This window comes from Achromobacter xylosoxidans (genome assembly GCF_001457475.1).
Classification (GTDB): domain Bacteria; phylum Pseudomonadota; class Gammaproteobacteria; order Burkholderiales; family Burkholderiaceae_B; genus Achromobacter; species Achromobacter xylosoxidans.
Window position 1 is genome coordinate 4,301,751 of record NZ_LN831029.1, and the last position, 21,165, is coordinate 4,322,915.

18 protein-coding genes are annotated in these 21,165 nt (G+C 68.9%); 10 read left to right on the plus strand and 8 right to left on the minus strand.

What is annotated here, in order from left to right; all coding sequences use genetic code 11:
* Positions 1 to 103 precede the first annotated feature (103 nt).
* Complete coding sequence (clpS, locus tag AT699_RS19360) at positions 104 to 418, minus strand: ATP-dependent Clp protease adapter ClpS (protein ID WP_006383989.1); 315 nt, start codon at positions 416 to 418, stop codon at positions 104 to 106.
* Positions 419 to 644: 226 nt separating this feature from the next.
* Here clpS and AT699_RS19365 point away from each other — a divergent pair, with 226 nt between their 5' ends.
* The gene (locus AT699_RS19365) at positions 645 to 890 is read left to right on the plus strand and encodes a cold-shock protein (RefSeq protein ID WP_006220277.1); all 246 of its coding nucleotides are present in this window, start codon (positions 645 to 647) and stop codon (positions 888 to 890) included.
* A gap of 92 nt (positions 891 to 982) precedes the next feature.
* Entirely contained in the window at positions 983 to 1,501 is a 519-nt protein-coding gene (locus tag AT699_RS19370) for a DUF192 domain-containing protein (RefSeq protein ID WP_006383990.1), read from the plus strand.
* 119 nt (positions 1,502 to 1,620) lie between these two features.
* Here AT699_RS19370 and pcaF read toward each other — a convergent pair whose 3' ends face one another.
* From pcaF to xseA, 6 genes are all read right to left on the minus strand, one after another.
* Complete coding sequence (pcaF, locus tag AT699_RS19375) at positions 1,621 to 2,826, minus strand: 3-oxoadipyl-CoA thiolase (RefSeq protein WP_006383991.1); 1,206 nt, start codon at positions 2,824 to 2,826, stop codon at positions 1,621 to 1,623.
* Positions 2,827 to 2,946: 120 nt separating this feature from the next.
* A complete protein-coding gene (locus tag AT699_RS19380; RefSeq protein ID WP_006383992.1) occupies positions 2,947 to 4,356 on the minus strand; it encodes a chloride channel protein in 1,410 nt (469 codons plus the stop codon).
* A gap of 96 nt (positions 4,357 to 4,452) precedes the next feature.
* A complete protein-coding gene (locus tag AT699_RS19385) occupies positions 4,453 to 6,180 on the minus strand; it encodes a methyl-accepting chemotaxis protein (RefSeq protein WP_024069532.1) in 1,728 nt (575 codons plus the stop codon).
* A 286-nt stretch (positions 6,181 to 6,466) separates the two neighbouring features.
* On the minus strand, positions 6,467 to 7,045 hold the full coding sequence (sodB, locus tag AT699_RS19390; protein WP_006383994.1) for a superoxide dismutase [Fe]: 579 nt from the start codon (positions 7,043 to 7,045) through the stop codon (positions 6,467 to 6,469).
* Between the two features lie 129 nt (positions 7,046 to 7,174).
* On the minus strand, positions 7,175 to 10,450 hold the full coding sequence (locus AT699_RS19395) for an ankyrin repeat domain-containing protein (protein WP_053500780.1): 3,276 nt from the start codon (positions 10,448 to 10,450) through the stop codon (positions 7,175 to 7,177).
* A gap of 67 nt (positions 10,451 to 10,517) precedes the next feature.
* Positions 10,518 to 11,882, minus strand: a complete 1,365-nt coding sequence (xseA, locus tag AT699_RS19400) for an exodeoxyribonuclease VII large subunit (protein ID WP_038503967.1) — start codon at positions 11,880 to 11,882, stop codon at positions 10,518 to 10,520.
* A 355-nt stretch (positions 11,883 to 12,237) separates the two neighbouring features.
* On the opposite strand from xseA, the gene AT699_RS19405 reads away from it, so the two are divergent.
* The 3 genes from AT699_RS19405 to lpxK are packed head-to-tail and all read left to right on the plus strand — an operon-like array spanning position 12,238 to position 14,311.
* Positions 12,238 to 12,855 carry a MotA/TolQ/ExbB proton channel family protein gene (locus tag AT699_RS19405; protein ID WP_020928454.1) on the plus strand — a complete coding sequence of 206 codons (618 nt, stop codon included), beginning with the start codon at positions 12,238 to 12,240 and terminating at the stop codon, positions 12,853 to 12,855.
* Entirely contained in the window at positions 12,852 to 13,265 is a 414-nt protein-coding gene (locus tag AT699_RS19410) for an ExbD/TolR family protein (RefSeq protein ID WP_024069536.1), read from the plus strand. The genes AT699_RS19405 and AT699_RS19410 overlap by 4 nt, the downstream gene beginning before the upstream one ends.
* Positions 13,262 to 14,311, plus strand: coding sequence for a tetraacyldisaccharide 4'-kinase (gene lpxK, locus AT699_RS19415; protein WP_024069537.1), 1,050 nt, complete (start codon positions 13,262 to 13,264; stop codon positions 14,309 to 14,311). Before AT699_RS19410 ends, lpxK begins: the two co-directional genes overlap by 4 nt.
* Here lpxK and AT699_RS19420 read toward each other — a convergent pair.
* Positions 14,308 to 16,545, minus strand: coding sequence for an IgaA/UmoB family intracellular growth attenuator (locus tag AT699_RS19420; RefSeq protein WP_024069538.1), 2,238 nt, complete (start codon positions 16,543 to 16,545; stop codon positions 14,308 to 14,310). The two genes, lpxK and AT699_RS19420, sit on opposite strands and share 4 nt — an antisense overlap.
* A gap of 195 nt (positions 16,546 to 16,740) precedes the next feature.
* On the opposite strand from AT699_RS19420, the gene AT699_RS19425 reads away from it, so the two are divergent.
* The 5 genes from AT699_RS19425 to murJ all read left to right on the plus strand — a co-directional run bounded on the left by AT699_RS19425 (position 16,741) and on the right by murJ (position 21,011).
* Positions 16,741 to 16,923 (plus strand): Trm112 family protein, encoded by a 183-nt coding sequence (locus AT699_RS19425; protein WP_006384001.1) that lies wholly within the window; start codon positions 16,741 to 16,743, stop codon positions 16,921 to 16,923.
* Positions 16,924 to 16,935: 12 nt separating this feature from the next.
* Positions 16,936 to 17,700 carry a 3-deoxy-manno-octulosonate cytidylyltransferase gene (gene kdsB, locus AT699_RS19430; RefSeq protein ID WP_006384002.1) on the plus strand — a complete coding sequence of 255 codons (765 nt, stop codon included), beginning with the start codon at positions 16,936 to 16,938 and terminating at the stop codon, positions 17,698 to 17,700.
* A 92-nt stretch (positions 17,701 to 17,792) separates the two neighbouring features.
* The gene (gene adk / locus AT699_RS19435) at positions 17,793 to 18,449 is read left to right on the plus strand and encodes an adenylate kinase (protein WP_006384003.1); all 657 of its coding nucleotides are present in this window, start codon (positions 17,793 to 17,795) and stop codon (positions 18,447 to 18,449) included.
* 131 nt (positions 18,450 to 18,580) lie between these two features.
* Positions 18,581 to 19,339, plus strand: a complete 759-nt coding sequence (locus tag AT699_RS19440; RefSeq protein ID WP_006384004.1) for a 3-hydroxyacyl-CoA dehydrogenase — start codon at positions 18,581 to 18,583, stop codon at positions 19,337 to 19,339.
* Between the two features lie 112 nt (positions 19,340 to 19,451).
* Complete coding sequence (murJ, locus tag AT699_RS19445; protein WP_006384005.1) at positions 19,452 to 21,011, plus strand: murein biosynthesis integral membrane protein MurJ; 1,560 nt, start codon at positions 19,452 to 19,454, stop codon at positions 21,009 to 21,011.
* Positions 21,012 to 21,165: the final 154 nt, after the last annotated feature.

The following is a 21,165-nucleotide window of genomic DNA, read 5'->3' on the forward strand; positions in this document are numbered from 1 at the left end:
CTGCCGACCTGATAATGCCGCGCGCTTCTCGGTGCGCGGTTCCTGCTTTTGCAACCCTGTACAGCAGAACGCCGCCAGTCGTGGCGGCGCTGTTCCTGCGAGTTCAGACCGGTTCCATCACGCACTGCAAGGGATGCTGGCGGGCCCGCGCATACTGCGCCACCTGGGCGATCCGGGTGGCGGCGAGGTCGCGCGGATAGACGCCGCAAACGCCGCGGCCTTCGTGATGCACCTGCAACATGATGCGCGTGGCCTCTTCATGATTCTTATTGAAGAACTTCTGCAGCACCTTCACGACGAACTCCATCGGGGTGTAGTCGTCATTGAGCAACAGGACCTGGTACATCGGAGGCGGCGCGGCGCGGGCCGGTGCCTTTTCGACGGCCAAATCGTGCTGGGTATCCAAGGTAGAACTCATAGGGCGGCTATTCTATTTAATCAGGGGACGGCTTGCATGTAACTTACGCAAAATTACACGTAGAAATGCGTAGTTTCCATACTTGACTCCGCAAAGAAAAGCGGCGCATTATCCACGCATTCTGGGGTTTTCAACTCATCGAAAATCTGCCAGGAAGCCGGAGGGGGGACAGGGGTCTAGGCCGCGATGCCCTTCTGTCAACATACGATTCAATGAGGCAGTCCGCATGTCTGATACGACCGCAACCGCCGTCCAAGGGGACAATCCCAAATCGACGGGTACCGTCAAATGGTTCAACGATGCAAAGGGGTTCGGCTTCATTACGCCCGACGACGGCGGTGAAGATCTGTTCGCCCACTTCTCGTCCATCCAGATGAATGGTTTTAAAACCCTGAAAGAAGGCCAGAAAGTGGCTTTCGAGATAATCCAGGGGCCCAAAGGCAAACAGGCGCTCAATATCACCGCTGCCTGAGTTACCCTTTACAGCGCAACGGTAAGGTTGCGCCATTATCAGGCGGGGCTTTCGGGCCCCGCCTTGTTATTTTCTTATTACTGCGTCGGGTTATGCTGAAGAATGCTGCTTTGTTTCATGTCGGTCGTACGTTGTTCAAGACGGCGTTCATTAAAGCGGCATCGCGCAGGACGGCAACGGCACTGCTGAGCGCCGCCGCGCTGGCCCTGCCGCTGGCGGCCGGCGCGCAGGTCCCGTCGGGTCCGCAGGCGCCGCTGCCCACCACGCAACTGGCGGCCGGTATCCATATTATCCGCGCAGAAGTCGCCAACACGGAAGCCACCCGCCGCGATGGCCTCATGTTCCGCAAGGAACTGCCCGGCAACGACGGCATGCTGTTCGTGTTCGAACAGCCCGACGTGCAGTGCTTCTGGATGCGCAATACCCTGCTGCCCCTGTCGATCGCTTTTATCGCCGACGACGGCACGATCGTCAACATCGAAGACATGGCCCCGCAGACCGACGACGCCCATTGTTCCAAGAAACCGGTGCGCTACGCGCTGGAAATGGCGCAGGGCTGGTACGAGGCGCACGGCATCAAGTCTGGCCGCAAGATCGACGGCCTGCCCTGAGACGGCCGCCGCGAGACATGCAAAAAAGGGAGCCCGCGGGCTCCCTTTTTTGCATGTCCGCCCGGCGCGCCGGGCGGCTTGCGCCGGCGGACGCGGCCCGGGCGGAGGCCGCCGCAAAATCAGACGCGTTCGATGATCAGGGCAATGCCCTGGCCCACGCCGATGCACATGGTGCAAAGCGCATAGCGGCCGCCGGTGCGATGCAACTGGTTGATCGCGGTGGTGGCCAGGCGCGCGCCGCTGGCGCCCAGCGGATGGCCCAGGGCGATGGCGCCGCCATTGGGATTGACGCGCGGATCGTTGTCGGCGATGCCCAGCTGGCGCAGCACGGCCAGGCCCTGGGCGGCGAACGCCTCGTTCAGTTCGATCACGTCCATCTGGTCCAGCGTCAGGCCGGTCTGGGCCAGCACCTTGCGGGTGGCAGGCGCCGGACCGATGCCCATGATGCGCGGCGCGACGCCGGCGGTGGCCATGCCGACGACGCGGGCGCGCGGGGTCAGGCCGTGGCGGGCAGCGCCCTTTTCGTCGGCCAGCAGCAGCGCGGCGGCGCCGTCGTTGACACCCGAGGCGTTGCCGGCCGTGACCGTGCCGCCCTCGCGCACCACACCCTTGAGCTTGGCCAGCGCCTCGATGCTGGTCTCGCGCGGGTGTTCATCCTTGGCGACGATGATCGGATCGCCCTTCTTCTGGGCGATCGAGACCGGCACGATTTCGGCGTCGAAGAAGCCTTCCTGCTGGGCGCGGGCCGTCTTCTGCTGGCTGGCCAGCGCGAACAGGTCCTGGTCTTCGCGGTTGATCTTGAAATCGTCGGCGACGTTCTCGGCGGTTTCCGGCATGGAATCGACGCCGTACTGGGCCTTCATCAGCTTGTTGATGAAGCGCCAGCCGATGGTGGTGTCGTAGATGGCGGCGTTGCGCGAGAAGGCGCTGTCGGCCTTGCCCATGACGAACGGCGCGCGGCTCATGCTTTCGACGCCGCCAGCCAGCATCAGGCCGGCTTCGCCGGCGCGGATGGCGCGCGCGGCGCTGCCGATGGCGTCCAGGCCCGAACCGCACAGGCGGTTGACGGTGGCGCCGGGCACTTCGACCGGCAGGCCGGCCAGCAGCGTGGCCATGCGAGCGACGTTGCGGTTGTCTTCGCCGGCCTGGTTGGCGCAGCCCATGATGGCATCGTCGAGCTCTTCCCAGCGCACGCCGGGGTTGCGCGCCACCAGCGCCTTGATGGCGACGGCCGCGAGGTCGTCGGGGCGCACGGAAGCCAGCGCGCCGCCATAGCGGCCGAAGGGGGTGCGGATCGCGTCACAGATAAAGGCATGCACGGTCATGGGATGCTCGGATTGAAGTGGAAAAATGGAATGCGGTCGATCTTAACGCAGCGGTTTTCGCGCCAAGTTGGTGCATTCCCCGGATGTCCGCTGCACGGACGGTGTCCAGCAGCTGTTCACTCACCGTACGGCTGATGTGCCCGTGCGCGCCGCGCGCCCCGCCTCGACGATGGCCTGGCGCCGAAAGCGCCCGGCGGCCAGGTGATAGAACGGCTGCGGGCAGAACTGGCGCGACACGCCCGAGGCCAGCAGCGAGCCGACCAGCAGCCAGAACAGCATCGGCTGGCTGCCGGTCATCTCCATGACCACCACGCTCGCCGTGAGCGGCGCCTGGGTGGCGGCGGCCAGGAATGCGGCCATCGACACCAGCACCAGCACGCGCTGGTCCACGCCCTCGCCCGCCAGCTCCCAGATGTGATGGCCAATGCCCGCGCCGGTGGTGAGCGCGGGGGTGAAGATGCCGCCCGGAATGCCGGCCCAATACGACGCCACGGTGGCGGCCAGCTTGGCCAGGCCAAAGCCGGCGGGCAGCGCGTGCTGGGTTTCGCCCGACAGCAGGTCGGCCGCCGCGCCGTAGCCGGTGCCGTAGACGCTGCCGGCCGTGGCCAGGCCGATCAGCGCCAGGGCCAGGCCCATGGCGAAGGCGGTCCAGATGGGGTGCGCGCGGATCCAGGCGCGCCACGACGCGGGCGCCATCGCCGCCGGCCCCTTGCCCAGCAGGCGCGCGAAGATGCCGCCCAGCGCGCCGTTGAGCGCGGCGCAGATCAGTACCCACCACAGCATGCCGTGGGCCAGCGGCGCGCCGGCAAAGGTGCCGAAATAGGGGTTGTTGCCTTGCACGGCGACCACCAGGAAGCCGGCGGCCAGCACGCCGATCAGCACCAGCCGCTGCCAGCGCAGCACGGTGCCGCGCCCCAATTCCTCGATGGCGAAGATGACGCCGGCCAGCGGCGCATTGAATGCCGCGGCCAGCCCCCCGGCCGCGCCTGCCGCCAGCAATTCGTTGGCATGGAAGCCGCGCAGCTGCAGGCCGCGGCGTTTCCAGAAGTCGCCCCAGGCCAGCATCACGGCCGCGCCGACCTGCACCGACGGCCCTTCGCGTCCGATCGAGGCGCCGGCCAGCATGCCGCAAAAAGCCAGCGGGATCTTCCACAACACCTGCGCCAGCGACACCAGGCTGCGCTGGCTTGGCCCGGGCGGCAGCGACAAGGCGCCGATGACCTGCGGAATGCCGCTGCCCGCGGCATTGGGCGCGAACCGCAGCGTGGCCCAGCGCAGGGCGGCCAGCGCGCAAGGCAGCACCAGCAAGGCCAGCCAGCCGGCGCGGCCGACCCATTCGCGATTCCACTCCAACGCCAGGTCGGCCAGATAGGCAAAGCCCAGCGACACCAGCGCCACCAATGCCGCGCCGCCGAGCAACAGGGCCATCGGCAGGCTCTTGCGCGACAGACGGTTGGTTTGGCGCAGCTTGCGGCGCAGGAGATGGCGCGAGCCGGTGGCGACGCGGCGCAAAGGTGTGGGCAGGGACATGAGCGAAGCCAGGCGGCAGGACAAGGCTGAACCGGAAGTGGCTACACCTTACCATCGCCGCCTGACGGCCAGCCCACAAACCGCGGCATCCGCGCTTCAGAACGACGACCAGTCGTCCTCGTCCGGGCTGTGCTTGAGCGCCGGGCGCGCCACCACCGGTTCTTGGCGCGGCGCCACCGGCGCCGGATGCGGCGTGGCGCGACCGGCCTGGATCAGGCGGGCCTGCGGCTCCGCGCCCATCGTCACCACGCCGGCATCGATCTTGAAGCGGCGCACCTGTTGCGACAGCCGGCCCGCCTGATCCTGCATGCTGCCGGCCGCGGCGGCGGCCTGCTCCACCAGCGCGGCATTCTGCTGGGTCACGGTGTCCATTTGCGCCACGGCCTGGTTGACCTGGCCGATGCCGGTCGATTGCTCGGCCGAGGCGCTGGCGATTTCGTGCACCAGGATCGCCGCCTGGCGCACGCTATCGACCACCTCGCGCATGGTGCTGCCGGCTTCGTCGGCCTGGCGCGTGCCGCCTTCGACGCGATGGACGGATTCGTCGATCAGGGCCTTGATTTCCTTGGCGGCCACGGCGGAACGCTGTGCCAGGGTGCGGACTTCGCCCGCCACCACGGCGAAACCGCGGCCCTGCTCGCCGGCGCGCGCGGCCTCGACCGCGGCATTGAGCGCCAGGATGTTGGTCTGGAACGCGATGCCGTCGATCACGCTGGTGATATCGGCGATGCGGCGCGAGCTTTCGGAGATGGCGCTCATGGTCTGCACCACCACGTCGACCACCTCGCCGCCACGGATCGCCACCTCGGAGGCCTGGGTGACCAGCTTCTCGGCTTCGCCGGCATTGCTGGCGTTCTGCTGCACGGTGCTGGTGAGCTGTTCCATGGAGGCCGCGGTCTGTTCCAGCGACGCGGCCTGTTCCTCGGTGCGCTGCGACAGGTCGGCGTTGCCCTGCGCGATCTGCGACGAGGCCGAGGCGATGCTTTCGCAGCCGTCGCGCACGTCGCGCACGATGCGCGACAGGCTCTCGTTCATGGCCTTGAGCGCGGCCATCAGGTCGCCGGTCTCGTCGCGCGAAGTGACCTGGATGTTGCCGCTCAGGTCACCATTGGCGACACGACGCGCGGCGTCCACCGCCAGCCCCAGGGGCCGCGTGATGCCGCGCGTCACCAGCCAGCCGAGCAGCAGGCCGAGGGCCACGCCGGCCAGCGACAGCAGGATCATGATGAGACGGGTGCTGCGATACAGATCGGTGACTTCGTGCACCGCCTGATCGGCGGCTTCTTCCTTGGCCTGCGCCAACTCGCTCATCAGGCTCTCGGCCTTGCCCGACGACGCCGCCGCGCGCTTGGTGATGCTGGCAATGGCGGGATCGACCTGCGCCAGGGGCAGCGATTGCGCGTTGTCGAAGAATTCGATGGCCTCGCGCTTCCAGAGCTCCTCGGCTTCGGTGAATTGCGCCAGCAGGCGTTTGCCGCTTTCGCGGATGAAGTTCTGCGCGGCCTTGGCGCGCAGGCGCTCCAGGTTTTCGACATCGCGGTCGAATTCGGCGCGCAGCGCCTGGCGTTCCTCCTGGGACGTGGCCGCCAGGAAACTCTTGCGCGCCCGGCCAGCCGCGATCAGGCTGATGTTGGCTTCCTTGATGTCGGACAGTCCGCGAAATTCGATCTGGGCGATCTGATCATTCATGTCGTTGATGCGGGCCAGCCCCCACACCCCGAACGCGCCGATGATGCCGCCCAGCAAGGCCACCAGCAGGAACGCGCCCGACAGGCGCACGCCGATGCGCGCGCCGATATGCAATCTCGAAAAAAACCGCAACATGCTTGCCTTCCCGTCAGACACCACGGTACCGGGCGGCCATGCCGCGGTCCTTGGCCCCATGGCTCAGCCGCAGACTGCCATCAACAATAGCGGCTGCCTTTCCCCGGGTTAGGCCGGAGGAACGGGAGATTCATTCTCATTTTCGACAAAATGGATTCGACAATATACAAAATTTGACCATGTAATACAGAATTACGGCGGCATTTCCACGGCACGGAAAACAAAAAGGCCCCTCGCGATGCGAGGGGCCTCGGCCTTGGCGATGCGCGACGGGCGCGCAGCGGAATCAGGCGAAATTCTTGGCCGCGAAGTCCCAGTTCACCAGGGCCCAGAAGTTTTCCAGGTACTTGGGACGGGCATTGCGGTAGTCGATGTAGTACGCGTGTTCCCAGACATCACAGGTCAGCAGCGGCTTGTCGGCCGTGGTCAGCGGGGTGGCGGCGTTGCTGGTGTTGACGATGTCGACCGAGCCGTCGGCCTTCTTGACCAGCCAGGTCCAGCCCGAACCGAAGTTGCCGGCGGCCGACTTGTTGAAGGCTTCCTTGAAGGCGTCGAAGCTGCCCCACTTGGCGTTGATGGCGTCGGCCAGCTTGCCGGTCGGCGCGCCGCCGGCCTTGGGAGCCAGGCTGTTCCAGTAGAAGGTGTGGTTCCAGATCTGCGCGGCGTTGTTGAAGATGCCACCCGAGGACTTCTTGACGATGTCTTCCAGCGACAGGTTCTCGAACTCGGTGCCCGGGATCAGGTTGTTCAGGTTCGTGACGTAGGTCTGGTGGTGCTTGCCGTAGTGGAACTCCAGCGTCTCTTTCGAGATGTGCGGAGCCAGCGCGTCCAGTTCGTAAGGCAGGGGGGGAAGAGTATGTGCCATGTGTCGGTTCCTTCTGTTGAGTGCACGATCAAGCCGTTCAATTGTATCGGCAACTCTACGAGGATACCGCGTTAACCCCGCGGCGACGCGGGGTTAACAGGTATGTGTTTATGACCGCGCGCGTAAACGCTACTCTTTCTCATAGCGCAGCTCGCGCCCGCCCTGCGCGGCCACCAGCGCGCCATCGGCGCGCAATGCCAATGTCATATGCAACGGCGTGCGACTGGCGGATTCTGGCAATTCCAGATCGATGCGCAAGGCACGCGCCGTGATATCGGACTTGCTCACATCCACGCTGTGCCAACGCGCGCCGGAGGGCAAGGGCACGAACACGGCCAGGGCCTTCAGGTCACCCGGCGCGATCGGCGCGCTGACGCCATCGGCCCCTTCCGACTGCTTGGGCGTGCCGGCGTAATCGGCGCTGGCCGAGGACATGGCCACGTCGACCTTCACGGGCCGCCCCTGGTAGTACACGCGCACCGTCAATTGGTCGCCATCGGCCGCGCGCGCATCCGCGCCGACCTTGCCGATCGCCGAAAACGGCTGGATCGGCGGCGTGTCCAGGATCACCTGCTTGCCATCGCTGCGCCAGGTGCCGCTGGCCTGGATGTCCGTGGCGCCGTAGCTCATCAGGTAATCGAAGCTGCCGTCGGCCGACAGCAGCAGCTCGCTGCCCACTTCACGCACGCCGCGCAGATAGTAATGGCCGGGGATACGGGCGGCCGACTTGGCCGTCGCCTTGCCAGCAGCCCGCGCGCGCGGGCAGGCCTGTTCAAGCACGACGCCGGCCGCCTGCAACACCGCCGCGAAGTCCGGCGCCGCCTGGCATGCCAGCGTCTGGTTGAAGGACTGCCCCGACGGCGCGGCCGCGCCGTCGAAGCGCGCCTGGTGCCGCGCCAGCAACGCCAGCATCCGTGGCTGGCCGCTGGCCAGCGCCAACCAGGCGGGGCTGCGCCCCTGCGCATCGGCCGCGTCCGCGCTGGCGCCCGCGGCCAGCAGGGCTTCGGCCAGGTCGGCGCGGCCCAGCTCGATGGCCGCGCCCAGCGGCGTGACGCCGCGCTCGCCTTGCGGCGCGTCCAGGTCCGCGCCCATTTCCTTCACGCGCCGCAATACGTCGACCACGGTGTCGCGTCGCGCGACCGCCAGTTGCCGGTCGCGCAGCAACGCCGACAGCAGGCGTTGCGGCAGCCCCCCTTCCTGGCGCGCGCAATCATCGCGCGCGCCGCGATAGCCGGCCGCCTGCAGTTGCGCGAAATAGCCCGGCCGGTCCAGCAGGACATATTCGCCGCCCGACGGCAGGCACGCGGCCTCGGCGGATTGCCCGCTGCCTTGCGCCACGCGCGCGACCCGCGCCATGTCGCCGGAGAGCAGCGCCGCATTCAGCAAGGCGTGAGGCGCGGGCGCGCGAGGCAGGCGCGGATCGTCCATCCTGGCGCCGGCGCGCAGCAGGCGCTCGAGCATCGCATCGTCGCCACCGGCAATGGCCCAGTACAAGGCGCTGCGACCGTCCGGCGCGAGGCCCAGCGGGTCGGCGCCCCTGGCCAGCAGCAGGTCGACCATCGCGGCCTGGCCCGAAGTCACCGCCGCCAGCAGCGGCGGCATTCCCTTGCCGTCGAACGCATCGTTCGACGTGGCGGCGGCGGGCGCCGGATTGACGGGCACGCCGGCCTCGATCAGGTACGTGGCCATTGCCGCATCGCGATTCTCCAGCGCCTGGCGTATGGCGTCCGCATCGAGCGTTTTCAGGTCCAGCCCGGCATCGGCCAGCAGCCGCAACATGGCAGCGCCCTGCCTGCCGGGCTGGCGCAGGGCCAGCGCCAGCGGCGAATGCGCGGAGTCGGCCAGCAGAGCCTGCAAGGCCTCGCGCGGCGTGGCCGCGAGCAGTTCGCGCAGCAGCGCCGCGTTGTCCGCCTCGATGGCGCGCTCGATGGCCGATTTGCGCTCATACCCTTGCCGCCACGCGGCCGGATTCGCGCCCCCGGCCAGCAGCGCGCGCGCCGCATCGGTCTGGCCCGCGCGCACGGCGTCCGCCAGCGGCGTGTCGCCATGCGCGTCGCCGGCGTCGCCGTCGACCGGGGCGCCCAATGCCAGCAGGCGTTGCAGCGTCGCCGTGTCGCCCTTGGCCGCGGCCAGGTTCATGATGGGCTGTTCCTCGGCCTGCATCCTGACGAAGACGGCGGGATCGGTGCCGTTGCGCGGGCCGCGCTGGCTGAACGGCATGCCCGAGCGCAACAGCGGCGCGGCGATGTCGCCATGGCCCGCCACGACCGCGGCCTGCGCGGCGTCCAGCCAAAGATCCAGGTCGCCGGTGGCGCCGTAGGCTTTGTCCGGCGTGGTGCGCGGGCCCATTTCGGCCAGCGCCGCGGTCGCGCCGGCGTTGCCTGTGTAGGCCGCCAGCGCCAACGGGCTGGCGCCATCGTCGTAGGCCGGCCGGGTGCCGGTGGCGGCCAGAGCCCGCACCACCTCGGCGCCCTCGGTCAGTTCGACCAGCGGTCCCCACGCGAGATAATCCGCGGCCTTGCGCGGCTGGCCGTCCGCGTCCTTGAACGCGCGCCGCGTGGCGTCATCGGCATGTTCGTCGATGTAGGCAAACGGCCGCGCCGCGCCGGCCTTGAGCAGCGCCAGCACCATGCGGGTGGTTTCCTGGCGATCGGGCAGCCTGGGCAGGTAGGTCATGCGCACCGCGAATTCGAAGTCGCGGTTGAGCAGGAATTCCAGCGGGGTCTTGTTCTCGTCGCCACGCTGGTCGGGCCGCGCGCCGGCGGCCAGCAGCATGTCCATCATCTCGGGCGAGCCATACAGCAGCGCCAGTTGCAGCGACGGGCGGCGCGATTCGTAGGTGATGTCGTCGAGCGCCGGCCTGGTGGCCAGCAGGGCCTGGAGCATGCGCGTGCGCGCTGGCAGCGCGTCGCGATAGGCCTGGCGCAAGCGCGCGGCCTCTTGCGCCGGCATGTCCCAATACACGTGTTTGCCGCGCTTGCCCGCTGGGGTCAACAGCGCGTGCAGGAGCGGCACGCCGTCAAGGGCATAGTCGCCCGGCCGCTCCACCTTGCCCAACGCGGCGCTGAACGCGGCTTCGTCGCCGGCGGCCACCGCGCTGAACAGGGCGCGGGTGTCGGACGTTTCGGCCGCGCGGTAGTCGCGATAGGGCGAGGTGCAATCGCAATCGGCCTTGGATGCCGGCCCGGTGACGGGCGCGGCGGGCGGCGGTGGCGGATCCAGCGGGATATCGGGCGCCGAGACGGCCGCGGCGCGCGTGGCGGCCTTTGCCGTCCTGGTCGGGGCGCCGTCGGCTTGCGCCGGTTGCGCCGTCACGATGGAGGTGGCGAGCAGAGCCGCCCACAGGGCCGCTCGCCGGGCAACGGGGCGCGCCGCGCGCGCCGACTTGCGTGTGTTCAACCGCATTGTTCCACCTCGCCGGCCGGCCATTGCGCGGGCCGAGTTGACCTTGCACCGCCCTGCCGCGCCGGCGTCAGGGCTCCCGCGTTTCGCGGACCTCTTTGACCTCGACGCGGGCGCCGCCCTGCGCGAAGCTCAGGTCCAGGCCCTGCCCCGCCGCCAGGCCGGCCGCATCGCGCACGATGCGGCCGTCGGCGTCGCGGGCGATGGCATAGCCGCGCGCCAGCGTATTGCCGGGATCGAGCGCGCGCAGTTGCGCGCCGGCCGCGGCCAGCTGGTCACGCCGACGCGCCAGCAGGCGCGCGTGCGCCTGGCCCAATTGACGCGTCACTGCGGCCAGCCGTTCGGCGCCGCGCCGGACGTCGGGCACGCGGTGTGCCAGGCGCTGCGCCAGCAGATTGACGCGGGCGCCGCGGCGGGCCTGCGGACCGGCCCAGGCCGAGGCCAGGCGGTAGCTCAGGCTGTTCAGGCGTTCGCGCTGGTGCTCCAGGCGCTGGGCCGGCGACACCAGTTGCGCGGCGGCGCGGTCCAGCCGCTGCGCCGCCCGCTCCAGTCGACGCTGTTGGCCGCGCGCCAGGGTCTCGGCCGCATACATGACGCGACCGAGCAGTTCCGAACGCGGCACGCAGGCCAGCTCGGCGGCCGCGGTCGGGGTCGGCGCGCGCACGTCGGCGACGAAGTCGGCGATGGTGAAGTCGGTTTCATGGCCGACGCCGCTGATGGTGGTGATGGCGCTGGCGTCGATCTCGCGCGCCAGGGCCTCGTCATTGAAGCTCCAGAGATCCTCGATGCTGCCGCCGCCGCGCACCAGCAACAGCGTGTCGACCTCGCAACGGGCGTTCGCCAGGCGGATCTGCGCCGCCAGCCGGCCGGCGGCGTCGGCGCCCTGCACCGGCGCCGGATAGATGATGACGGGCACCTGCGGCGCGCGCCGGGCCAACGCCGACAGCACGTCGCGCAGCGCGGCGGCGTGCAGCGAGGTGACCACGCCGATGGCGCGTGGCAGCGGCACCGGTTCGCGCTTGCGGGCGGGATCGAACAGGCCTTCCGCGTTGAGCTGCTCCTTCAGGCGCAGGAAGGCCTCGTAGAGGTTGCCGATACCGGCGCGGCGCATGGCGTCGACCTGCAGTTGGTAGTCGCCGCGCGGCTCGTACAGCGACACCCTGACCCTGATTTCAACCTGGTCCCCGGCACGCGGCACGAAACCCACCGCGCTGGCGCGCCCCCGGAACATGACGGCCCGCACCGCGGCGCGGCTGTCCTTGAGCGTGAAGTACCAATGCCCGGAAGCCGCCTGCGTGAAGTTCGAAATCTCGCCGCGCACCCACAGCGCCGGGATGCTGCGCTCCAACAACTGCCCCACTGCTTGGTTCAGCTGGGCAACTGTCAGGATATCCCGCGTGAATACGTTGTTTGTGACTGCAAGTTCAATTGTCATAAGGCTTTCCGATGCGTACCTGTCCACAGGGCATACGTAGCGGGCCGCAATGATACCGCGTCCGGGCATTTTTGCCGCGGCTGGCCCGAAAGCCAGCAAATTCGACCTAAGGATATGATTTTTATGGAATTTTTACCCAACACCGGCTGCTCGAAATAAGCGCAAACAAGCGCAAGCCCTGTGCCCGCAAGCGTTCCGGCGAAGTTTTGCACAGAATTATCCACAAATTCTGTGGATAGCTTGGCGGCCGGCCGCCCTTGCCACATCCCCGTCGCGCCGTTACAGTTTCGGCTTGATCAGATGCCGACGCGCGGCCCCCTTCGCGCCCTTCGGCCCTCCCCTGGAGTTAACCGTTTTGCTTTCCATCTTGCGCGAGGCCGGCTGGCCGATCTGGCCCCTGCTGGCGACTTCCGTGCTGGGCCTGGCGCTGATCTTCGAGCGCTTCCTGTCCCTGCGCCGCAGCCAGGTCATGCCACGCGGCCTGAACGAGCAGGTGGCCGAGATGCTGCGCAACCGCCAGGACAGCCCCGACGCGCTGAACCGCCTGGAACGCAATTCCCCGCTGGGCCGCGTGCTGGCCGAGGTCATGCGCCACCGCCACCTGCCGCGCGAGGAACTGCGCAGCGTGGTCGAGGACACCGGCCGCGCCGTCGCCCATGACCTGAGCCGCTACATCCCGGCCATCGGCACCATCGCCGTGGTGGCGCCGCTGATGGGCCTGTTCGGCACCGTGGTCGGCATGATCGAGATCTTCGGCTCGTACACGCCGGAAGGCGGCGATCCGGCGCAGCTGGCGCGCGGCATCTCCATCGCGTTGTACAACACCGGCTTCGGCATCCTCATCGCCATTCCCGCCATGATCGCCCACCGCTACCTGCGCGGCCGGGTCGAGGGTTACCTGAACACCATGGAAATCGCCGCGGCGCGCCTGGCGCGCGCCGTCTCGCCCGCCTCGCGCGAGGACCGCCCATGAATTTCCGTGGCGTCCGGGGCGACCGCGACGAGCTGGACATCAACCTGATCCCGCTCATCGACGTCCTGCTGGTCATTCTGATCTTCCTGGCGGCCACCACCTCGTTCGCCCGCTACACCCAGTTGAAGGTCACGCTGCCGCAGGCGTCGGCCGAGCAGGAAACCCCGCCGGCCCTGGAAGTGGCCATCAGCCAGGACGGGCGCTACGCCCTCAACGGCACCCTGATCGACGTGTCCACGCCGCCCGAGATCGCCGACCTGCTGCGCCAGGCCGCCGCCGGCAAGACCGAACCGCTGGTGATCATCAACGCCGATGCCCAGGCCACGCACCAGTCCGTGATCAACGTGATGGAAGCAGCCCGCCTGGCCGGCATCGGCCGCGTCAACTTCGCTGCCCAGACCGCCCGGTGAGCGCGCCGTCCCCCAAGGCCTCGCTGCTTGCGCGCCAATGGCAGCACGGCGGCTGGCTCTCCACCCTGCTGCGGCCGCTGGCCGCGCTGACCGCCCGCGTCGTGGCGCGCAAGCGCGCCGATTATCGCGACGGCCGCAAGCCGGCCTACCGCGCGCCCGTGCCGGTCGTGGTGATCGGCAACATCTACGTCGGCGGCACCGGCAAGACCCCGATGGTCATCGCCACCGTGGAGGGCCTGCGCGCCCGCGGCTACACGCCGGGCGTGGTCAGCCGCGGCTACGGCGTGAAGCTGGGGCCCCAGGCGCGGGTCGGCCAGGGCGAGCTGGACGCCGCCCGGTTCGGCGATGAACCCGCGCTGATCGCGCGCGTCACCGGCGCGCCCATCTCGGTGCACCCGCGCCGCGCGCTGGCGGCCCAGGCGCTGCTGCAGACGCATCCGCGGGTGGACGTGATCGTCTCCGACGATGGCCTGCAGCACCTGGCGTTGGCGCGGGACGTGGAAATCGTGGTGCAGGACCGGCGCGGCGTCGGCAATGGCCGGCTGCTGCCCGCCGGCCCCCTGCGCGAACCGGCCAGCCGGCTGCGCGAAGTGGACGCGGTGATCACCAATATCGGCGTGCCCGACGGCCGCGCGGCGGCGCCGACCGGCGCGGGGCCGCGCCAGGCCGACATGTGGCTGGAACCTGGAGAGGCGCGCCAGATCGAGGGCGGCTCGCGCCGGCCGCTGGCCACCTTCGCCGGCCAGCCGGACGTGGCAGCGGCCGCCGGCATCGGCAATCCCGAACGTTTCTTCACCACCCTGCGCTCGCAGGGCATCACACTGGCGGCGACGTTGCCGCTGCCCGACCACCACGACTACGCCAGTTCGCCGTTCCAGGCGCTGGCCGCGCAGACCATCCTGGTCACGTCCAAGGACGCGATCAAGTGCGCCGCGTTGCACGATGCGCGCCTGTGGGAAGTGCCGGTGCGGGCCGGTTTTTCCGACCCGCAACTGTTCGATTGGCTGGCGCAGGCGCTGCGCCAGCGCGCCCCGCGCCGGTCCTAGAAGAAGGCGGGCCGCGCCGCGACCGGACGCCGCGCGTATTCCGCCAGGCCGCGCTTGCGGGCCGCCGCCGCGCGCAGCCGCAGCGCCGCCAGGGGCACGTGCACGGCCACCAGCAGCAGTGCCAACGCCAGCCATAGCACGCGCGCCAGCGACGGCCACGGATCGTCCAGCGAACGCCGCGCATCGATGTCGACGACGGTGGCGCCGGACGCCTCGCGCCCGACCGCGGTGACCACGCCGCCTGCCTGGAACGGCCGGGCCCCATCGGCCGCCAGCATCGCGGTCTGGTGGACCCACGACTGCAACAGATCAGGCATGTCGTCGCGCGGCGACAATTGCGGCAGATCGGCGTAGCGGCCCGGCCACACTTGCAGGACCACGCCGCCGCGCTGGCGCGCCATCAGGTCATTGCCCGCGCGCGCCAGGGCCTCGCGCACCTGCGGCTCCATGCTGCTCCTGGCCAGGCCGCGCAGCAGGTTGGCGGCACGTGTGATGATGACGCCATCATCGGCATTGCCCCGCTGCTTCAGGGCCCCGCCCTGTGCCAGCCGCAGCAGTGCCAGCCAGCTGTCCGGCTCGTCGCGCGCCAGCATCAGGCTGTCGGCCGTCTCGGCCTTGAGGCGGTCGCACTCGGCAATGGCCTGGCCGGTGGCGGCCTCGCAGGCCAGTTCGATCGTCAGCACCAGGTCGGTCACGCGGTTCACGGTCACCGCCGACACATTGCGGGCGTTGTAGGCGGCCAGCGGATTGCCGGCCATGCTGCCGTAGATCTGGTTGCGGACCAGCAGGTCCATCATCGGATTGGGCCGGGTCTTGAGGAAACCGCCGGAATACAGCGCCAGCGCGGCCGGAGCCACCCGCAGCTCGTCGGCCTGGATCGCATCGCCCTGCCAACGGATCCGCTCGCAGTCGAAGCGCACCTCGTCCTGACGGTACGCATCGGGCTGGAACTGGCAGCGGCCCATGCCCTTCAAGGCCACCACGTCGCCGGGCGCGGGCGGATCCTGGGCCAGCGCCGCGGCCGTGTCGTAGACCCGCGGCTGCGCGCCGCGCGCCCAGGCCGACGCCAGCGCGATGTCGCCATGCAGATCGCCGCCGCCGATCAGGCCCAGCGCCGCGCCGGCAAGCAGGCCGGCGAGCGCCAGCGTCACGTGCCGGCCCCAGGCCACCCGCGGGAACAGGCGCTGCTCTTCATCCACGGAAAAACGATTGCCCAGGCGCAGCACGGCATAGTCTTCCACCCGCAGGTCCACGTCGACGCGGCCGTCGTCCGGCAACTCCAGGTTGGCGCGCCAATGGTCGGGCAGCGACACCGGCACCTTGTCGCCCAGGAACAACCGGGTCGACACCGCCTGCGCGTTGGCCGGATTGGTCAGCACGATCGCGTTCAGTTCGCCGCGCACCCGGTTCACCTTCTGCGCCGCGCCCAGCGGCCGGCGGCGCCAGGTCAGCCAGATCGCCAGCAGCGCGGGCGCGGCGGCCGAGGCCAGCCACGCCATGCCGCCGCCCGCCGCGGCGACGCCCAGGCAGACGAACGCGGCCAGCCACAGCATGGCGGGCCAGAAGGCGATGCCGGCCGGACGGCGCCAGGCGATTTCGGCGGGCGTTTCCTCGCGCTGGCTCAGGATCTCGACCCGCATGGCCTCGGCGAACTCGTGCTCGGCCTGGGCGTCTGGCGCCTGGCCCGCGCCATCCGCGGTGACGGCGTCGGCATCGACCACGTTCTGCATCGCCCCCAGCTTGCCGCTGGACCATTGCTGGTTCTGTTTCTGCCGGCGCGCCTCGCGCTCGCGGCCGCCGGCCAGGTCGAATTCGCCGTTCAGCGCCACCACGATGGCGAATTTCTCCGTCATCACGACTTCGGCCTGGTTGTCCTCGCGCAGATAGTCGCGGGCGTCATAAGGCAGCACCACGTCGACGCCGCCCAGGGTGTCGTGCATGGTGGCCGCGCCGTGGCCCGATTCCAGCCCGTGGCGCACGAAGGCGCCGCGCAGCGGGAACACGCCGTCATTCAGCAGCGCGACGCTTTGGGTGGGCTTGGCGGGCCGCACCAGGAACGGCTGCACCAGCGCCTGCTCCTGCGCGCTCAGGCGCCGCAGCGGCTGGCCTTCCTGCTTGAGTTCGCGCAGCGCGCCCTTGTTGCCGCTGCGGCGCGCCATGTAGGTGATGGCGCTGATGACCGACCAGACCAGGATGATGAGCATCAGGCCGATGCGTATGGTGTTGGAATCCATTGTCCTGTTTTTCCTCTTTCCTCACGTCGCGGCGGATCATAGGCCACTATCCGTCCCGCAATTTCTTACGGCCGCATCAAAATATGACAATAATTAACAGAACAAGTAATCCGGCGGCCCGGCGTCCGCCCTTTCCGGCGTGCCGGGCGGCTGCTCGCGGGCTGCCCGCGCCCAAACTGTTTTAGAATCGCGCTCATGGAATCCCGCCTTCTCGACATCCTCGTCTGCCCCCTGTGCAAGGGCCGCCTCGAACACGACCGGACCCAGGCCGAACTGGTCTGCCGCGCCGACCGCCTGGCCTTCCCGCTGCGCGACGGCATTCCCGTCATGCTTGAATCCGAGGCGCGCTCGCTGGACGACGCCCCCGCTTCTTCCTGACCCGTCCCTATCGTGAGCTTCATCGCCCTGATTCCGGCGCGGGCCGCCTCGACCCGCCTGCCCGACAAGCCGCTGGCCGACATCGCCGGCAAGCCGATGGTGGTGCGCACCGCCGAACGCGCCGCGCAGTCCGGCGCCGCGCAGGTCTATGTCGCGACCGACGACGCGCGCGTGCAGCAGGCCGCCCAGGCCCATGGCGTGCGGGCGCTGATGACGCGCGGCGACCATCTCACCGGCACCGACCGGCTGGCCGAGGCGGTCGAACAACTCGGCCTGCCCGACGACGCCATCGTGGTCAACGTGCAGGGCGACGAGCCGCTGATCGAACCCGAACTCATCGACGCCGTGGCCGCGCGCCTGGCCGACAGCCCGCAGGCGGACATCGCCACCTGCGCCTGTCCGCTGGCGGACGCCCAGGCGCTGTTCAATCCCAACGTGGTCAAGCTGGTCTGCGCCACCGACGGCCGCGCGCTGTATTTCTCGCGCGCGCCGATCCCGTGGGCGCGTGATGCGCTGGCCGGCGGCGAGCGCGTGCTGGCCGAGGGGCTGCCGGCCTGGCACCACATCGGCCTGTACGCCTACCGCGTGTCATTCCTGCGCCGCTTCCCCACCCTGCCCCAAGGCGCGCTGGAACGGTTCGAATCGCTGGAACAGTTGCGTGCCATGGAGCACGGCCACGTCATCGTCGTCCACCAGGCGTCGCATCCTCCGGCCGCTGGCGTAGATACCCCGGCCGACCTGGAACGCGTTCGCTTGATCTACAGCAATCGTATATAAGGGTTATTTCGCATGGCGCGGCCCCGCAGAGGCTGTTGCATTGCGGCATAATCGCTCGGATCACAAAAAATAAACCCCATTCAGGAGCACTCATGCGTCTCATCTTGCTCGGACCTCCCGGCGCCGGCAAAGGCACTCAGGCCGCGTTTCTCACCCAGCATTTCGGCATTCCGCAGATCTCCACCGGCGACATGCTGCGCGCGGCGGTCAAGGCCGGCACGCCCCTGGGCATCGAAGCCAAGAAGGTCATGGACGCCGGCGGCCTGGTCTCGGATGAGATCATCATCGGCCTGGTCCAGGATCGCCTGAAGCAGCCCGACTGCGCCAACGGCTACCTGTTCGACGGCTTCCCCCGCACCATCCCGCAGGCCGACGCGCTCAAGAGCGCCGGCGTCAAGCTGGACTACGTGGTCGAGATCGAAGTCCCCGAAGAAGACATCATCGAACGCATGAGCGGGCGCCGCGTGCACCAGCCCAGCGGCCGCAGCTACCACGTGCGCTTCAACCCGCCCAAGGTCGAAGGCAAGGACGACATCACTGGCGAAGACCTGATCCAGCGCGACGACGATCGCGAGGAAACGGTGCGCAACCGCCTGAACGTGTATCGCCAGCAGACCCGTCCGCTGGTCGACTACTACTCGTCGTGGGCGCAGCAGAGCCCCGCCGACGCGCCGAAATATCGCAAGATCTCCGGCGTCGGCGCGGTCGAGGAAATCAAGTCGCGCCTGTTCGAAGCCGTCAAGAGCTGATCGGCGCTTCGCAGGCCCAGGCCTTCGGCGCCGGCCGGACGCAACGCGTTCCGGCCCCGGCCCGAAGGCCTTGTCGCATCCGGCGCCCGGCGCGCCGTTTTCATCCCTTGAATTGATCTGGTGGTAGAGACATGGAAATCGCGAACAAGGTATTCATCGTTACCGGCGGCGCATCCGGCCTGGGCGCCGGCACCGTGCGCATGCTGGTGGCCAACGGCGCCAAGGTGGTCATCGCCGACCTGCAGGACGGTCCCGGCGAGGAACTGGCCAAGGAACTCGGCCAGCGCTACGTGCACTGCGACGTGACGCAAGAGGCCGACGGCCAGCGCGCCGTTGCCGCCGCCAAGGAACTCGGCACCCTGTTCGGCCTGGTCAACTGCGCCGGCGTGGCCCCCGCCGCCAAGATCGTCGGCAAGAACGGCGCGCATCCGCTGGATCTGTTCCAGAAGGTCGTTTCGATCAACCTGATCGGCAGCTTCAACATGATGCGCCTGGCCGCCGAGGCCATGAGCGGCAACACGCCCGAGCCCACCGGCGAACGCGGCGTGATGATCAACACCGCGTCGGTCGCCGCGTTCGACGGCCAGATCGGCCAGGCGGCCTACGCCGCATCGAAGGCGGGCGTGGCTGGCATGACGCTGCCGATCGCCCGCGACCTGGCCAAGACCGGCATCCGCTGCATGACCATCGCCCCCGGCATCTTCGGCACCCCGATGATCTTCGGCATGCCGCAGGAAGTGCAGGATTCGCTGGCCGCCAGCATCCCCTTCCCCGCCCGCCTGGGCCGTCCGGAGGACTACGCCAAGCTGGTGCACGCCATCATCACCAATGACATGCTGAATGGCGAGACCATCCGCCTGGATGGCGCCATCCGGATGCCCCCGAAGTAATCGCCCAACGCCCCCTCCCCGGAGGGGGCGATGCTTTGGGCGCCGGCGAGCCGGCGCCGCTTCCTTGCAATACCCCGGGCAGGCCCGCCCGTTTTCTTTCGCCGTCACCCCCATGAGCCTGTTCCGTTCCGCGGCCACCGTCAGCAGCTTCACCCTGCTGTCCCGTATTTCCGGGCTGGTCCGCGACATCCTGGTGGCGCGCGCCTTCGGCGCCGGCCCCATCACCGACGCCTTCTGGGTCGCCTTCCGCATTCCCAACCTGTTGCGCCGGCTGTTCGCCGAGGGCGCCTTCGCCCAGGCCTTCGTGCCGATCCTGGGGCATGCCCGCAACAACCGTTCCGAAACCGAGGTCCGCGCCCTGCTCGACCGCGTGGCCCTGCTGCTGACCGCGGCCCTGATGGCGATCACGCTGATCGGCATCGTGGCCGCGCCGTGGGTGGTGTCGGCCATGGCCAGCGGCCTGCGCGGCGCGGCCCGCGATACCGAATTCGGCGCCGCCGTCTGGATGACGCGGGTGATGTTCCCCTACATCTTCTGCATGTCGCTGATCGCGTTCGCCTCGGGCGTGCTAAACACCTGGCGGCGCTTCGCGGTGCCGGCGTTCACGCCCGTCCTGCTGAACCTGTCCATGATCGGCGCCTGCCTCTGGCTTGCGCCGCGCATGGACGTGCCGGTCTACGCCCTGGCGATCGGGGTGATGATAGGCGGCGTGGCGCAACTGGCCGTGCAGTGGGTGGCGCTGGCGCGGCTGGGCCTGACGCCGCGCTTCTCGCTGCGCTTTCGCCAGGCCTGGGCCGACCCGACGGTGCAGCGCATCCTCAAGCAGATGGCGCCGGCCACGCTCGGCGTATCGGTGGCGCAGATCTCGCTGCTGATCAATACCAACATCGCCACCTGGCTCACGCCCGGCAGCGTCACCTGGCTGTCGTTCGCCGACCGCCTGATGGAATTCCCGACCGCGCTGCTGGGCGTGGCGCTGGGCACCGTGCTGCTGCCCAGCCTGTCGGCGGCCCATGCCCGCGACGACCATGGCGGCTACAGCGCCCTGCTGGATTGGGGCCTGCGGCTGGTGCTGCTGCTGGGCCTGCCGGCGGCGGTGGGCATGGCGCTGCTGTCGGACGGCCTGGTGGCCACGCTGTTCCACTACGGCGCGTTTTCGGCGCAGGACGTGCTGCAGACCCGGCTGGCCGTGATTTCCTATTCGGCCGGCCTGATCGGGCTGCTGGCGGTGAAGATCCTGGCGCCCGGCTTCTACGCCAAGCAGGACATCCGCACGCCCGTGAAGATCGCCATCGGCGTGCTGGTCCTGACCCAGTTGATGAACCTGGCGCTGGTGCCGCTGCTGGCCCACGCCGGCCTGGCGCTCGCCATCGGCCTGGGCGCCTGCCTGAACGCGCTGGCGCTGCTGATCGGGCTGCGGCGCCGTGGCGTCTACCAGCCCGGCACGGGCTGGGGCCGTTTCGCCCTGCGGCTGATTCCGGCCCTGGCGGCGCTGGCGGCCCTGCTGGTCTACGCCGACGGCCGTATTGACTGGATCGGCCTGCAGGCCCATACCGGATACCGCGCGCTCTGGCTGGGCGGCGTGCTGGCGGCCAGCGGCGCGGTCTACTTCGGCATGTTGTTACTGTTTGGGTTCCGTCCCCGAGATTTCGGACGCCGGGCGGCGGGCTGATTTCGGGCATTCTCGCCACAACCTCCGCAAAAAGCCGGCTACCCGCCGGCTTTTTTTGCATTTGATCCGTCAAGAATTGACAAGGAGGCGGTAATCTTTGGTAAAAAACCTTTATTATTTACAAATTGCCATCGAAAGGATTCCCGCCTGACGC